Annotated in this window: 16 protein-coding genes; 3 read left to right on the top strand and 13 right to left on the bottom strand. The window is 28.9% G+C overall.

Going from position 1 to position 14,312, the window contains the following annotated elements:
• Positions 1 to 114: 114 nt before the first annotated feature.
• Entirely contained in the window at positions 115 to 291 is a 177-nt protein-coding gene (locus BD821_RS13395) for a hypothetical protein (RefSeq protein WP_169993988.1), read from the bottom strand.
• Between the two features lie 131 nt (positions 292 to 422).
• Between BD821_RS13395 and BD821_RS04595 the strand changes: the two genes are divergently transcribed.
• Positions 423 to 797, top strand: a complete 375-nt coding sequence (locus BD821_RS04595; protein WP_104409526.1) for a hypothetical protein — start codon at positions 423 to 425, stop codon at positions 795 to 797.
• A gap of 88 nt (positions 798 to 885) precedes the next feature.
• On the opposite strand, the gene BD821_RS04590 is transcribed toward BD821_RS04595, so the two are convergent.
• From BD821_RS04590 to BD821_RS13585, 3 genes are all read right to left on the bottom strand, one after another.
• Positions 886 to 3,141, bottom strand: a complete 2,256-nt coding sequence (locus BD821_RS04590) for a glycoside hydrolase domain-containing protein (protein WP_104409525.1) — start codon at positions 3,139 to 3,141, stop codon at positions 886 to 888.
• Between the two features lie 171 nt (positions 3,142 to 3,312).
• Positions 3,313 to 3,834 (bottom strand): sigma factor-like helix-turn-helix DNA-binding protein, encoded by a 522-nt coding sequence (locus tag BD821_RS13390; RefSeq protein WP_169993985.1) that lies wholly within the window; start codon positions 3,832 to 3,834, stop codon positions 3,313 to 3,315.
• Between the two features lie 300 nt (positions 3,835 to 4,134).
• A complete protein-coding gene (locus BD821_RS13585; RefSeq protein ID WP_207655266.1) occupies positions 4,135 to 4,323 on the bottom strand; it encodes a hypothetical protein in 189 nt (62 codons plus the stop codon).
• 353 nt (positions 4,324 to 4,676) lie between these two features.
• Here BD821_RS13585 and BD821_RS04575 point away from each other — a divergent pair, with 353 nt between their 5' ends.
• Positions 4,677 to 5,225 carry a hypothetical protein gene (locus BD821_RS04575; RefSeq protein ID WP_104409524.1) on the top strand — a complete coding sequence of 183 codons (549 nt, stop codon included), beginning with the start codon at positions 4,677 to 4,679 and terminating at the stop codon, positions 5,223 to 5,225.
• A 95-nt stretch (positions 5,226 to 5,320) separates the two neighbouring features.
• On the opposite strand, the gene BD821_RS04570 is transcribed toward BD821_RS04575, so the two are convergent.
• The 4 genes from BD821_RS04570 to BD821_RS04555 form a co-directional block, all read right to left on the bottom strand.
• Positions 5,321 to 6,049, bottom strand: coding sequence for an HAD family hydrolase (locus tag BD821_RS04570; protein ID WP_169993982.1), 729 nt, complete (start codon positions 6,047 to 6,049; stop codon positions 5,321 to 5,323).
• A gap of 196 nt (positions 6,050 to 6,245) precedes the next feature.
• Positions 6,246 to 6,443 (bottom strand): DUF6199 family natural product biosynthesis protein, encoded by a 198-nt coding sequence (locus BD821_RS04565; RefSeq protein WP_104409522.1) that lies wholly within the window; start codon positions 6,441 to 6,443, stop codon positions 6,246 to 6,248.
• A 129-nt stretch (positions 6,444 to 6,572) separates the two neighbouring features.
• Positions 6,573 to 6,788 carry a (2Fe-2S)-binding protein gene (locus BD821_RS04560; RefSeq protein ID WP_104409521.1) on the bottom strand — a complete coding sequence of 72 codons (216 nt, stop codon included), beginning with the start codon at positions 6,786 to 6,788 and terminating at the stop codon, positions 6,573 to 6,575.
• Positions 6,789 to 6,814: 26 nt separating this feature from the next.
• Positions 6,815 to 8,743: an ABC-F family ATP-binding cassette domain-containing protein gene (locus tag BD821_RS04555; protein ID WP_104409520.1), complete on the bottom strand. Its 1,929-nt coding sequence runs from the start codon at positions 8,741 to 8,743 to the stop codon at positions 6,815 to 6,817.
• Between the two features lie 127 nt (positions 8,744 to 8,870).
• On the opposite strand from BD821_RS04555, the gene BD821_RS04550 reads away from it, so the two are divergent.
• Positions 8,871 to 9,056 (top strand): hypothetical protein, encoded by a 186-nt coding sequence (locus BD821_RS04550; RefSeq protein WP_104409519.1) that lies wholly within the window; start codon positions 8,871 to 8,873, stop codon positions 9,054 to 9,056.
• Positions 9,057 to 9,187: 131 nt separating this feature from the next.
• On the opposite strand, the gene BD821_RS04545 is transcribed toward BD821_RS04550, so the two are convergent.
• The 5 genes from BD821_RS04545 to BD821_RS04525 all read right to left on the bottom strand — a co-directional run bounded on the left by BD821_RS04545 (position 9,188) and on the right by BD821_RS04525 (position 14,188).
• Complete coding sequence (locus BD821_RS04545; RefSeq protein ID WP_104409518.1) at positions 9,188 to 9,892, bottom strand: 2-phosphosulfolactate phosphatase family protein; 705 nt, start codon at positions 9,890 to 9,892, stop codon at positions 9,188 to 9,190.
• Between the two features lies 1 nt (position 9,893).
• Complete coding sequence (locus tag BD821_RS04540) at positions 9,894 to 10,838, bottom strand: PucR family transcriptional regulator (protein ID WP_104409517.1); 945 nt, start codon at positions 10,836 to 10,838, stop codon at positions 9,894 to 9,896.
• A 19-nt stretch (positions 10,839 to 10,857) separates the two neighbouring features.
• Positions 10,858 to 11,967 (bottom strand): ABC transporter ATP-binding protein, encoded by a 1,110-nt coding sequence (locus BD821_RS04535; RefSeq protein ID WP_104409516.1) that lies wholly within the window; start codon positions 11,965 to 11,967, stop codon positions 10,858 to 10,860.
• Positions 11,968 to 12,047: 80 nt separating this feature from the next.
• Positions 12,048 to 12,989 (bottom strand): tRNA modification radical SAM protein MnmL/YtqA, encoded by a 942-nt coding sequence (mnmL, locus tag BD821_RS04530; protein WP_104409515.1) that lies wholly within the window; start codon positions 12,987 to 12,989, stop codon positions 12,048 to 12,050.
• Between the two features lie 110 nt (positions 12,990 to 13,099).
• A complete protein-coding gene (locus BD821_RS04525) occupies positions 13,100 to 14,188 on the bottom strand; it encodes a hypothetical protein (RefSeq protein ID WP_104409514.1) in 1,089 nt (362 codons plus the stop codon).
• Positions 14,189 to 14,312: the final 124 nt, after the last annotated feature.

Below are 14,312 nucleotides of genomic sequence, written 5' to 3'. Positions count from 1 at the left end.
ATATATTTATATTAATCAAAGCATTAATAACTAATTTTAAGAACTCTCTTCTTTATTATATTGCACTTTTGTGAAACCCACTACAATATAAATCAATACAGTAAGCAATACAACTCAGATTATAGTAGGGAATAAAAATATTAGAGCTTTACAAAAAAAAGATTCTAATATCTTATTTGGCACAAATCTACCATATATAAACATTCCCATAATTAACCTTATTGCTATATCAAACTTTCTAAATAAAAATTGATATGTATTCTTAAAGTTATACTCAATTAATTTAATCATATTTGAAGCACTCCTTTTTATAATTAAATTTACTTTAACAAACAAAATTAAAACAAATTAAATAAATGATTTTCTTAGTGAATTTCATTTCTATTTGAGCTATGATATTAACTAAAGGAGATGTTACATATATGAAATATCGTATTAAGAGCTATATTGGAGTTTTTTTATCTATAGTATTTTTTTTCATTGCCACTTATTATTTATTCTGGTTAATAGATTGGCTACTTCACTTTGCCCTTGATTATTTTGGGGTTCCACGTGGATATCCTATGAATGAAATAGAAAATGATCAAAGTATGTTGATTTTAGGCATTCCAGTTTTTTTAATATATTTATTTATATATATTGTAGTCTTTAAAGGTTTATCTACTTGGATTATAACTGTATTTAAGCTTAGTAATTCAATATACCGAATTATCTTCTTAATATTAATTAGTGCTGTTTCTATTTTTTATACATTTCACCATAGTTGGGTATTTGTATTAACCATATTAGGATATTAGAAGAATACTTAGATTAAATTACTAAGTATGCGAAAAAATTTAGGGTTACTAAATCTTTTCGCATATTACTTATCTTTTATAGGGTTAGTTATGATCTGCTCAATTTATTATAATGTTCAAAAATATTATATAATTCATAATTTCTTATGCCATACTCAGAGGCATCAGAGCCAGTTCCATTATATCTTGCAATTACCTTTTTTATTTCTTCTGGGCTATAATCGTAGTAATTATCCCCTATATTAATATCATTAGCTCCCCACATTAATACTAATGCACAAATATATACACAGTAATCCAAATCATTGTGTAATTTATGCCAAACCTCTGCGACGTTATGCCAGTCATTGGTATCGTATTTCATTCCTGAAATTAATCCTCTATCTATTGAAAAATTTATTGCTTTAATAGCAGTTCTAGCAAAAATTTGACACATACCTGTACTAGAATCATCTTTAATTGGAATAGGTGGTTTAGGTGCTGGAACTATTGCTTTTTCAATCACAGAAAGATTTTCCCATTCTTCAAGGGCTTTGTAATAATTATATGTTGCTAAAACCAACGTATCAGATGCAATATCATCTATACCTTCTAAACAACATTCCCACATAAAAACTGTTTGAATCAAAGCCTTTCTGATGTTAAATCTTTGACTTATTTGAGTTAAATTTATATCTTGAGATAGTACAATATTAGCTGCTGCATCTCTTGATCTGAGCGCTTTCATCTTTTGAATTGCGGTCATTTTACTATCTACTAATGTAGCTACTTCTTGTTTTAATTCATAAATATACTGAATTTTAGTAACCACATCAGGAGTGGTATTATCTACTGAAGCATTTACCGTTTTTTGACCTAAATCTCTTCCAGATTTAATATTGTTATCAATTTCAATGAAGCCATCACCTGAACCAACTGAAATGGTTGATATTTGATCAAAAGCCCAGTTCACTGGTAATGGGAAACCTAAGTTTCCACTAAACCCTGTTGACATTCCACTAACAAAACTTGTTTTTACTCCAACTTCATCTGTTACTTTAATGCAAACATTTCGTGGACCATAAATGCCTAGTTGATAAATTCCTCCTAATTCCCCCATTTTTTCTTTTATACCTTTAAAATAAGGAATGATATTTGATGTGATTTCTTCTCCTAATGCATCATAATCTACTGCAAAGTAAATAATAGTGCCAATGTTGAATCCATAGGATTTTGCAGCAGTAAATGCAGCTGATGCATCTTTTTTGCCTTGATCTTTATTAAAATAGATTGCTTCACCACCATAGGTTTGATAAATTGGAAATACTGTCAATCCATTACTAAAAATCACATCAAGTTCACCAGATTGAATTTTTTTGTTTAAAGATGTTCCTTCAACATTAGTTAGATAACGACCAACAATTTCATACCTCTGACTTTTTAAAGTTTGCGCTCTTGCTTGAGTAATCTCTGTTACACAATCACAAGCTTTACCTCTTCTATTTGGATCTCCCGTACTAACAAGCAATGAAGACCAAGTTTGAAAATTAGCTATACCTGTAGGTGAAAGCAAAGAAAAGTTTTGAAATTTTTGTAGGATAAATTCATCATCTGTGGAAAATTTCTCTGAAAGAGTACAGTCGTATCCATTGAAGATTAAGGCTGCCTTTAGTAAGTATACGAAAACTCCTGTATTTCCAACGCTTATTGAATGATTCTTCACAATGTTTTGTGTTCCAGGTCCAAAATTTCCATTAGCTACTCCATCTGCCATACCACCTTCATATTGTAGGGCAAATATTAATGCTTTCTGCGTATCTCTTGAATAATAACCATCACAAGGCATGTAGAAATAATCTCGTCTATTACCATATTTACTGTTGAACCAACGCTGAATAGAGGAGACCTTTTCACTAGATCCATCATAAAAAGCCTCATAATAATCCATGTTTAATAAAGCTTTAAAGACTTTTCCTGTTATCCCATCTACGCCATCATTTACGCCCATATTTATTTTAAGTCTATTAACCTCTGAAGTAGTTCCTAAACCATATGTGCCAGTAACACCGCCTGGACCATACCCCTTACAATATAAACCAACTTGGATAATTTTCACAATGTTACTTTTCGTATTGGAGTTCTGATTAATAGGGCTAATTTTATTAACTTCATTAAGGGTACCGTTACCAAAATTATTAGATGTAGATGTAATTCCGAGCTCTATTTGCAAAGCTCTTGTTAAAGCATAGATTGTGGGCCAATTAGTATATCCAATCTTTTCTTTAGGGATGACATTATATCTACTATCATTTCCATAGGTCGTATTCAACCATTCTTGACCTAATTTAACCATTTTATCTGCCATAATAAATTCCTTCTTTCTTTTTGTATTTTAGAAGTTTTCGTAGAGTAAAAGTTTATTTATTTTACTTTAATCGATTAAGTAATTACACCTATAAAAGAGAGGTTTATTTTAAATTTGTAAACCTAAAATAATTTTTTTTAATTTCTCATATTTTATTTCACATTCATTCATTTAATTTAAATATTTCCTTAAGTTATCAATAGCTTTTCTATGAATCTTATTTACAGCTTGTCTACTTATACAAAGTTCTATTGATATTTCTTCATCAGTACAGTGATAATAGTATTTTTTAAGTAAAACATATTTTTGCTTTTCATTAAGTACTTTCTTCATTACAAGTTCATCTAGAAACACTTTATATTCAACTTGTACATAATCATTAGTATCAACAGTAAAAATATCATTAAATTCAACACTAATAATAGGAGCCACTTTATTTAGTTTATGATATTCTCTATATAATCCTTGCTTTATATAATTTACTAAAGCTCCATCAGATGAATTAATTAGATTTATTAGCTTGATTTCATAGATCATTCTTATAAAAAATACAGTTAAATCATTCTTAGCATCTTCATTTTGAAGCTTTCTTGATAAACTAGTTATTATAGGGTCAAATTTAGTTATTAATAATTCCATACTTTCTTTATCAAAGTTTTTGGCTTTTTTTATTAAATTACATAAGGATTCCATGGCATATTCCCCCTTAGAAGTTTTGTATATATTTATTAAAAAGAGTTTTATTTTGCTAATTGTAAACTCCTCAAATATCATATATGCATTTTTCTTTTAAAGAGGAAAAAAATAATAGGATATTTATAAAAGTTATAAATATCCTAAATAAATCTATGTATACACTCTTCCAGTATGGGACAGGTTAAAAGACTATCAATAGTTTTTATTGTTCCATCATCACTAAACATTAGTTTTTAAAATGATGATGCCTGAGGCTATAAGGTTGTTTTAAAAAGCTAATTGATCAGAGATTTCGCATTAAAATCCCGGTGAAAAATTTGCTTTTACTGTAGTTAGAATCCACGATTCTTTGATTTCTACTTTATCTTTTTTATGTACTTCTTCTATAAACCTTATGAATCTTACTTTTATATCTGAATTAGACATTTCAAAATTATCTTCATCCCAGACCTTTATTTTTGTATAGTTCTTATTTTTTGTCTTCACAACCAATTCTTTATTTGCATCTCTGCAATAATACCAGCTTTAAACACTTTATAATTTTCAATAAAAATCGGAATTAATAACTCTTTTCTTAATTTGATACAAATCATTATAAATCAACGGGCTATCGCCCTAAAAAACTTTCAAGTGCTAAACTTCTGAACTTCTGTTATGAATATGGAATTAAAATTGATCTTATGCTATAATTCATTATATATTTACAATAATTTTAAGTCTCTCAAAAAACAACAGTTCAATATGCAAAATAAACTAGCATATTGATTTTTTTTGAATATATCCTATATTAACGTTAAAAATAAACCTTGTTATAATTCAATATTAAAGGGGGATTTTCTATGTCTAATTCTTTTGGTGTCTTAAATATAATAATAATGATTTCTCTAATTAGTTTATTCTTTATGCAATTATCTCAATATATAAAAGCCAATAAAAAGCATGATATTAAAACTCATAAAATACTATATTATATTCCTAATAGCGGTGCTACAAAAACTTTAAGTATGGTGTTTCCAATCCTTATTATAGTATCGTTTATAATGCCTCTTATAAATGGGGAAATAAATATTTATAGGGTAGCATTCTCAATATTTATGCTCTTTTACTCAGTATTTATGTATATGACCTTGGATATGAACCTTGTAATAACAGCAAGTGGTATTGGTGTAAAGCCTTCCTTTTTAAACATTTATCTACAATTTATAGATTGGAAGGATATTGTTCAATGGAGCCTTAAAAAAGATAAAAAAGATAATGATGTTTTCTTTTTGCAATTCAAACATAGAGGAACTAATAGTGGCCTTGAGCGAAAAGTAAAAGACAATAAAGATGAATTAAGTAAGTTAATGTCAAAATATGCTCCACGTAAATCCAAAATGATTAAATAACTTTTTAATTATTACTTCTAAGTTTTAAATATTACATTTTAAAACTTAAAAGTTTTTTTACTCTAAATTTAATATTTAAGTACCTTTAATATACTTTAAATTGCCTCTTCTAAAAACATATCCTTCAAACACTTCAAAGATTCAACAGTCTTAAATGAACTTAAGTGTTCATCCTTTAACACCACATTATCATATGACCACTCAAAAAGCCCAGGTATATAAATAGCTTTTATACCTGCCTCTACAGCTGGCATTATATCTGATTTCATAGAATTTCCAATCATCCATGTATTTTGCTTATCTAATCTTTCCTTTTTTATTATACCTTCTAAAACCTGAGCATTTTTATGAGGAGTTACAAATATTCTTTCTTCAAAATAATCACCAATATTAACCCTTTCAATTTTCCTTTTTTGTATAATTGGATTTCCTGCAGTATATAGGTATAAGTTATGCCCCTGTTCTTTTAAACAATTAAGCACATCTATCATGGAAGGATAACACTCTAAATCTTTTTCATATGCACTTTCACCTATCTCATTAATCCACTGCTCTTCCTTTTTGTCTTTATTTCTTCCTGTCTCTTTTGAAAAATAGCAATAGGTATCTATAAGGGAAGTAGAGAAATGCGTATCAGCAAAACCTTCTCTTATAACTCTTTCAATATCTATTTCTTGTTGTTTACTCTTTATTTCCAAAAGTCCTATGTTATATTTACTAAACCAATTATTCATATTACTGCAAAAGGCATCTACAGCCTTATGAAAGTATTTGTTACAATGAATAAGAGTATCATCTAAATCAAAAATAATGGTCTGTTTCACAAAAACCTCTCCTAACATAAAAATTAATAGTACATAAATTATGATACATTATATCTTTAAAAATTGCATCTATTGCAAGTTTAAATAATAGATTATAGTTTACCTAATACTACAAATTAAGATAGGCTTTATATATAATAAAGCCTATCTTAATTACATTGAATTAAAACAAAGTTACTTAAATAACCATTCCTTATTATGAGAAAGCTCCAACTGCAAATGTGATGGCTATTATTATCAATATAACTCCACCAATCCTTGTTATATTTATAAAAAAGTCACTTGGCTCTTCCTCTTTTTTAAGCTCTCTTTTATTACCTAACATAAGCATTCTTTTAGGGAAGATAACCTCTAAAATTCCAATAGTTAGCATAAGTAAAAAGATAATCACCATAAAAAAACTCCTTTTTAAATTACTCCTTTCATGACTTTCTGTGTCTTTTAATACTCATTATTATTATATGGTGAATAGTAATAATTGGGCAGAACTTTTAAAAATAATGTTTTATCTTTTAACTTTAAATTATTTATCGGAGTACTTTTCTAATAATACTTCTATCTTTGGTGTACACCTTCTACCACTGCATCCCCCAGATCCAGCTCCTGTAGCTTTTTGAACTTCTTCTACTGTTGTGGCACCACCTTTTATTGCTTCTTTCATCTTAGACCTAGGTATGGCCTTACATAAACAAACCTTAGTTAATTTATCCATTATTTCCTCACTAGCATTATTCTCCATCTACAATCCTTCCTTTCACTTATATATTATTTCTTAGATCCTTCTATCTTTTCTGATAGCTCATTTAGATATGTCCATCTATCATATTTTTCTTCAAGTTCTTTTTCTAAAAGCGACTTTTCATCTAAGACTTCTTGTAATTTAACAAAATCTGTAGATACCTTTTCTACTCCTCTATTAAGTTCCTCTATCTTAACCTCAAGACTTTCAATGTATTCATCTATTTCTTGAAACTCTTTTTGTTCCTTAAATGAAAACTTTAATGGCTTTTCACTATTTGCCTTTTTGTCTTCATAGTCTGTATCTTTATAATTAACTTCTTTAGAAGCTTTGGATTCTTCTATATAGATTTCTTTCATGCGCTCCATAAAGTCACTATAATTTCCATGATGCTGAGATACTATACCCGGTGCTTCAAATGCAAATATTTTATTACACACCCTATCTAGAAAATATCTATCATGTGATACAGTTATTATAGCTCCATCAAACTTATCTAGGTAGTCTTCTAGTATGGTTAATGTAGATATATCTAAATCATTAGTAGGCTCATCAAGTATTAGTATGTTTGGTGATCCCATAAGCACTCTTAGTAAGTATAGCCTTCTTTTTTCACCACCAGATAGTTTAGATATAGGTGTCCATTGCATATCTTTTGTAAATAAAAATTTTTCTAACATTTGTGATGCTGTAATTTTTCCTCCATCAGCTAAAGGTAGGTATTCAGCAACTTCTTTCATATATTCTATGACTCTCATATCCTCTTCCATGTACTTATTCTCCTGGGAAAAGAATCCTATCTTCACGGTTTCTCCTATATCTAAAGTTCCACTGTCATACTCAATTTCTCCAGATATAATTTTCATTAATGTGGATTTACCTATGCCGTTATCTCCAACTATTCCTATTCTGTCTTCTCTTAATAGAATATAACTAAAGTCTTTTATATAACTTATTCCTTTATAGGACTTATTTAAATCTTTCATTTCTATTATCTTTTTCCCAAGTCTACTGCTTAAAACAGAAATATCCATTTTGTCTTCTTTTATATCTATACTCTGTTCTCCTAGCTTTTCAAATCTGTCTATTCTAGCCTTTTGCTTGGTACTTCTTGCTTTTGCTCCTCTTTTTATCCAAGCAAGCTCTTTTTCATATAACTTTTCTCTTTTATTTTCACTAGAAACTTCCATGTTTTGTCTTTCTATCTTTTTTTCAAGAAATATGCTGTAATTACCAGAATAACTATATAATTTCCCTTTATCTATTTCTAAAATCCTATTAGTAACTCTATCTAAAAAGTATCTATCATGAGTTATCATTATAAGTGATCCTTTTCTAGTGTTTAAATACTGTTCAAGCCACTCTATAGTCTTATTGTCCATATGATTTGTAGGCTCATCTAAAATCAAAAGCTCACATGGTGTTATAAGTGCTGATGCTAATGCAATTCTCTTTTTCTGTCCCCCAGATAGTGTACCAACCTTAGCATCAAAGTCTTCTATCCCAAGTTTTGTAAGAATAGTTTTAGCTTCACTTTCTAAATCCCAGGCATTTAAAGAATCTATATCAGATTGTAATTTTATCAGTTTATTATTTAATTCATAAGTCTCATCCTGATCTTTTGACTTTTCTACAAGCTTTAAGGTGTTCTCATAGTCTCTTAAAAGTTTCATTTCAGAAGATTCACCTTTAAATACTTGTTCTATAACCCTAGCTTCACTGTAAAACTCTGGTGATTGATGAAGATACTCTATTCTAACCTTATTCCCTTTTATTATATTACCTTCATCCGGAACTTCAATACCTGATATTATCTTTAAAAGAGTGGATTTACCTGATCCATTAACTCCAATAAGCCCTATTTTTTCACCTTGATTTATTCCTAAAGATATATTATCTAAAAGACTTTTGTCACTATAACTTTTACTTATATTTTCTAAAGATATAAGATTCATATAAATCTCCTCTCAACTATTAAATTAAATGTTTAATATACACATTATATGATAGCATAATACTTTTTTATTTCCTAACAATTTAGCTACTTAATGCATTTAATACAATAAGGAGAGGTGAGTTATATTGTACAATCTAAATTGTCTTAGTCCTGATGATCTTATTATACTTTCTGCTGCCATATCAGTTGAACTTTCGAAAGGTAAGACTGCTGATGAACTAAATGTACTCGGTAACCTTATAGTTGCTGTAGGGAGCTTATTATTAACTTCTGCTGCTCAAAAGCAAAACCTAGATTCAAAAGATAAGTGACTATAAATAACAAAAAAATGCCCCACTCACTAGGACATTCTTTTGTTACTTCTTATATCTTAATAATTATAATTCTAAAAGTCTTATTTATGTTACATGGTTATAATGCCATTGCGAACTAGATCTTAAACTTACTTAATTAAACCATCTTTATATTCAGGAACTATTTTTATAATATCCTTCTTTATACAATAATCTAAATCCTTATTTAGCTCTAAACTTTTTAAAACATCATAATGTGTTGCATCTTTAACGAAGCTATATATGTCTTTATTATTTTTATAAACGTAGTCAGCTGTTTTTGCTATATCTGATACCTCAGCACTACCTTCGTTTAATATATAATTTATCATGTACCCTGCACAAATAAAGTCATCCATAGAAAACTGACCCTTAGTACCTGAATTTACAAAAACTACATCTCTACCCTCTTCTATAATCCTCTTTGCTACATACTTTGCATTAATCATAGCACCTATGTATATAGATTTAGCAGAGCTACAGCCTTTAATTGCTCTAGTTCCATTTGATGTTGTAAGTATTACAGTCTTCCCATCTACTACTTCTTTATTATAATCTAAAGGGGAGTTAGAAAAATCAAAACCTTCTATTTTAAGAGCTTCTCTTTCTCCTCCTAAGATATAATCTTTTCTACTATGCTTTGACAATTCAAAAGCTTCTTCAACAGTTAAAACAGGAATAACCTCACTACATCCATTATTTAAAGCAGTAATTATAACAGATGTAGCCCTTAGTATATCAATAACTACTACTGTTTTTCCTTCTATAATCTTATCTTTTATATAGTCCGCTGAAATTATTAAATCTATTTTCATCTTATAATTCCTCCTTCCACATAAGAAAAGCTATCCTAAATATTGTGGCATCTTTAAAGCTTCTTATATCATATCCAGTATCTTTATATATCTTATCTAATCTATATATCAAAGTATTTCTATGTATATATAGCTTTTTTGCTGCATCACTTATATTTAAATCTGACTTTATAAATTGTTCTACAGTATTTAACATTTCATTATCAAAGTTTTCAAATTTACCTTTGAACCTTTTTATGAATTCATATTTTAATGAATCTGATATATTATAAACTATCTTTTCAAAATCCATGTTACTAAAATCATAAATTTCATCCTTTATTCCAAACCTTTTACCAATTATAATAGAATCTTTAGCTGATTTATAACCTTCTAATATATCTTTTAATTCATACTTAATGTCAGAATAACTTATATAGCATCTACAATAAAGATTTGATATTATCGCTTCTCTTATACTTTCAGCATGCTCTTTTGTATCTTCAAAATCACCTATTAATACTATAGTTTCTTCAAATATTAAAGATGCAATGTCATCTTCGGTATACATTTGCCTTATTATATTAAGGGCCTCATATTTACTACCCTCTACACTTATAACCATTAGATTAAACCCTTTTAAAAGAAAAGGAAAGTGTCTTTCAACTCTTTCCTCTAAAAAAGGCTTGCCCTCTAAAACATCACTTAAAACTTGATCTCTTATAGAAAATAACTCACTATACTTATTTTCTATATAGTATTTTAATAAAGGTGTGCACATTTCATATCTTTTATCAACTATTAATGTGGCTTTTTGTCTACCAAGTTCAATAATAGTTTCTACTAAGTCTTTATCTGATGAACTATCTTCCTTTTCATATATAACCTTTCCATCCATCCAGGTTAACATAAAAGGTATTGATGAATTTAAACTTAATTCTTGAAGAAAGGTTTGAAAATTGTACATCTATTAAAGTCCTCCTAAATTATAGTATAGTAATTTCACTTTCTTTATCAAATATATGAATCTTATCCTCATCTAAAGCAATTTTTATAACTTCATCTAATTTCACCTTAGAGCTTCCATTAACTCTTGCAACAAAATTCGACCTTTCTTTAGATAAGTATATATATGTTTCAGCTCCCATAAGTTCTGTAACTTCTACCTTAGCATTTATTATAGCATCTTTGTGTAAACTTATAAAATCTTCGCTATCATCTAAGTCTTCTGGTCTAATACCTAAAATGACTTCTTTACCTACATATCCTTTTTCTTTTAAGAACATAGCCTTATCTTTTGGTAGTAATATCTTATCTTCTTCAAAGGAAGCAAATACATCTCCATCCTCTTCAAAAAGTTTAGAATCTATTAAGTTCATTTGTGGACTTCCTATGAAGCCTGCAACAAATACATTTTTAGGATGGTCATAAATATTTTGAGGACTATCAACTTGTTGTATAAGCCCATCTTTCATAACTACAATCCTAGTTCCCATAGTCATCGCTTCTGTTTGATCATGAGTTACATATACAAATGTAGTTTGTAATCTCTTGTGAAGCTTTGATATTTCAGTTCTCATTTGAACTCTAAGCTTTGCATCAAGGTTTGATAGAGGCTCATCCATTAAGAATACCTTAGGTTCCCTAACAATAGCTCTTCCAAGAGCAACTCTTTGTCTTTGACCTCCTGATAATGCCTTTGGTTTTCTTTCTAACAAATGTTCTATATCTAAAACTCTAGCTGCTTCTCTTACCTTTTTTTCTATTAAAGCCTTGTCCATCTTTCTTAGTTTAAGCCCAAAAGCCATGTTATCATATACGGTCATATGTGGATATAGTGCATAGTTTTGAAAAACCATAGCTATATCCCTATCTTTAGGTGCTACATCGTTTACTATCTTATCTCCTATGTATAGCTCCCCTTTAGATATTTCTTCAAGCCCTGCTATCATTCTTAGTGTAGTTGATTTACCACAACCTGATGGTCCTACAAATACTATAAATTCTTTATCTTCTATTTCTAAGTTAAAATCCTTTACTGCTGTAACATCTCCTGGATACACCTTATATATATTTTTCAATGATAAATTAGCCATATTTAATCCCTCCAAATAAATCTTATTAACTATATCTTAACTTCTAATACAGATTAAATCTATTTGCAAAAGTACCAAATCTATTGAAGTGTATTTGTGGAATAATACAACCCTTGATATATATCCTCTCTTTCAAGATAAGCATCTATAGAATTAAGTATCTCCCATTTCTTCAAACTCCACATAGGCCCTACTAATAAGTCACGTGGTGAATCTCCTGTTAACCTATGTATTACCACTGATTCTGGTAATATAGCTATGGACTCTGATACAAGCCTTACGTATTGTTCCATATCAAGAAATTCTAATCCTCCACTTTCATAAAGCTTTAAAAGCTCAGTATCCTTCATAAGGTGCAAAAGATGAAACTTTATACCTTGTATATCTAATGAAGATATATATCTTATTGTGTTTAACATGTCTTCTTCTGTTTCACCCGGTAATCCAAATATAGTATGAACCACTACATCTATACCCTTTTCACGAAGTCTTTTTATAGCATCTTCGAAAACCTCCAGATTATATCCCCTATTTATACTTTTTGCTGTTTCATCTTTACTTGTCTGTAACCCAAGCTCTACCCATAAATAAGTTTCTTTACTCATTTCTTCTAAAAGAGAAATGACATCATCATCTAAGCAGTCTGGTCTTGTAGCAATAGCAAGCCCTACCACACCCTCTTCCTTTAGAGCTTCTTTATACTTCTTTCTTAATATATCTATAGGTGCATAAGTGTTAGTATATGCTTGAAAATATGCTATATACTTACCCTTAGCCCACTTTTTATTCATAATAGCCTTAACGTCTTCAAATTGATTTGATATGGAAAGTCGTCTATCACCTGCAAAATCTCCGGATCCTCTTTCACTGCAAAATATGCATCCACCAGAGCTTATCTTTCCATCTCTGTTTGGGCAAGAAAACCCTCCATCTATAGAAATTTTAAAAACCTTTTCTCCAAATTTATTTCTTAAAAAACAATTCAAATTATTGTACCTTTTACCAGCCCACCTTTTTTGCATATGTCCCCCTTAATTTTTTGAAATATATATTATTCGCAATATTAGGCTTTACTAAACTTATTAAATAAAAACTTATATACTTTATCTACTAATTTTCACTTAAAATTATATCACATTTTAATAAGTTTCATATCCTTAAACTCTATCTTCCATCTTCCTTCTTTTTCTCTATCTTTGCTTTCTTTTGCTGACACATCAAATATCATCCCATCTTTATCAAAAGAATAGAAGGTAACATTAAACTCTTCTATTGGAAATTCCTTTTCTAAATCTATATCTAATAAGTCTCCTTTATCTACATTATATACCCTTACCCCTGTACCCTTATCTCTTACCTCATATTGTGTCATAAAATATTTTTCATCTAAAGAGAAACATAATTTTTTAATCATAGTGTCTTTTAAAATATCTAGAGAAATTATCTCTTTACCAACAGGTATTTCACGCACCTTAACCTTATTAGAATCCTTATTTCCTCCACCTTCCCCATCTGTTTGCTCACTTGAACCTTCTCCTTGCACCATAAGGCTATCATCTAATTTTACAATTGAAACAAATGAATCTTTATCATAAGTCGTAATAGCAATCCTATCCCCAGAAAAAGAAAAAGCTATGGTTCCAAAATTAGTCTTTGGTACAGATATCTTTATCATATTTCCTTTATCATTTTTAGAAAATCCATATTGGGGTATCCCTGATTTATCTATTAACAAATTAGTTTTAACATTATCTTTATTTCTTATTCTAATTTCATCATCTTCATAAAATGCTTCTTTTTCTGTCATAACATTTATATCAGATATCTTATATTCATCTGTGTCTTCTTTAATTACCTTTATATTATAGGTATCTAAATTAGCTCTAGAATCTACATTAGATACTCTACTAACTTTAGCTTTTATAACCAACGACTCCTTTAATTCATTAAAATCCTCAAGACTATATCCAGATATATCTATATCAGGAGATATAAACTCTAAAGATTTATCCCGCATCTTTTCAACAGATAATTTTTTTGCAGTATTTATGTCGCCTTTACTTATAGCCTCCAAATAATTTTTTACTGTTTGTGTTGCAATCTTACTATTGAATTTATCCTCTTGTTTTTCATTGGATTGTTTCTTAATATCACTGCCTTTGCAACTTATGATAATTACTGACATCAACATCACTAATATAAAATATAATGCTTTTTTCACAATACCACCTCTATTTCATAGCCTTTTGTATAATTTATCTTTCCCTCTTTTCAAAAATTAAATCTTAAATGTTAAAATTATAAGCATTTTAAATAAATTTCTATATATATTTATATAGAAAACA

The sequence above is a fragment of the Clostridium algidicarnis DSM 15099 genome, assembly GCF_002934235.1.
Taxonomy (GTDB): Bacteria; Bacillota; Clostridia; order Clostridiales; family Clostridiaceae; genus Clostridium_L; species Clostridium_L algidicarnis.
This window is presented reverse-complemented; position numbering and strand designations above follow the sequence as displayed.

Coding starts and splice junctions, on each gene's coding strand:
- BD821_RS13395 (WP_169993988.1), bottom strand. CDS start 291: ATGATTAAATTAATTGAGTATAACTTTAAGAATACATATCAATTTTTA.
- BD821_RS04595 (WP_104409526.1), top strand. CDS start 423: ATGAAATATCGTATTAAGAGCTATATTGGAGTTTTTTTATCTATAGTA.
- BD821_RS04590 (WP_104409525.1), bottom strand. CDS start 3,141: ATGGCAGATAAAATGGTTAAATTAGGTCAAGAATGGTTGAATACGACC.
- BD821_RS13390 (WP_169993985.1), bottom strand. CDS start 3,834: ATGGAATCCTTATGTAATTTAATAAAAAAAGCCAAAAACTTTGATAAA.
- BD821_RS04575 (WP_104409524.1), top strand. CDS start 4,677: ATGTCTAATTCTTTTGGTGTCTTAAATATAATAATAATGATTTCTCTA.
- BD821_RS04565 (WP_104409522.1), bottom strand. CDS start 6,443: ATGGTGATTATCTTTTTACTTATGCTAACTATTGGAATTTTAGAGGTT.
- BD821_RS04560 (WP_104409521.1), bottom strand. CDS start 6,788: ATGGAGAATAATGCTAGTGAGGAAATAATGGATAAATTAACTAAGGTT.
- BD821_RS04555 (WP_104409520.1), bottom strand. CDS start 8,743: ATGAATCTTATATCTTTAGAAAATATAAGTAAAAGTTATAGTGACAAA.
- BD821_RS04545 (WP_104409518.1), bottom strand. CDS start 9,892: ATGAAAATAGATTTAATAATTTCAGCGGACTATATAAAAGATAAGATT.
- BD821_RS04540 (WP_104409517.1), bottom strand. CDS start 10,838: ATGTACAATTTTCAAACCTTTCTTCAAGAATTAAGTTTAAATTCATCA.
- BD821_RS04535 (WP_104409516.1), bottom strand. CDS start 11,967: ATGGCTAATTTATCATTGAAAAATATATATAAGGTGTATCCAGGAGAT.
- mnmL (WP_104409515.1), bottom strand. CDS start 12,989: ATGCAAAAAAGGTGGGCTGGTAAAAGGTACAATAATTTGAATTGTTTT.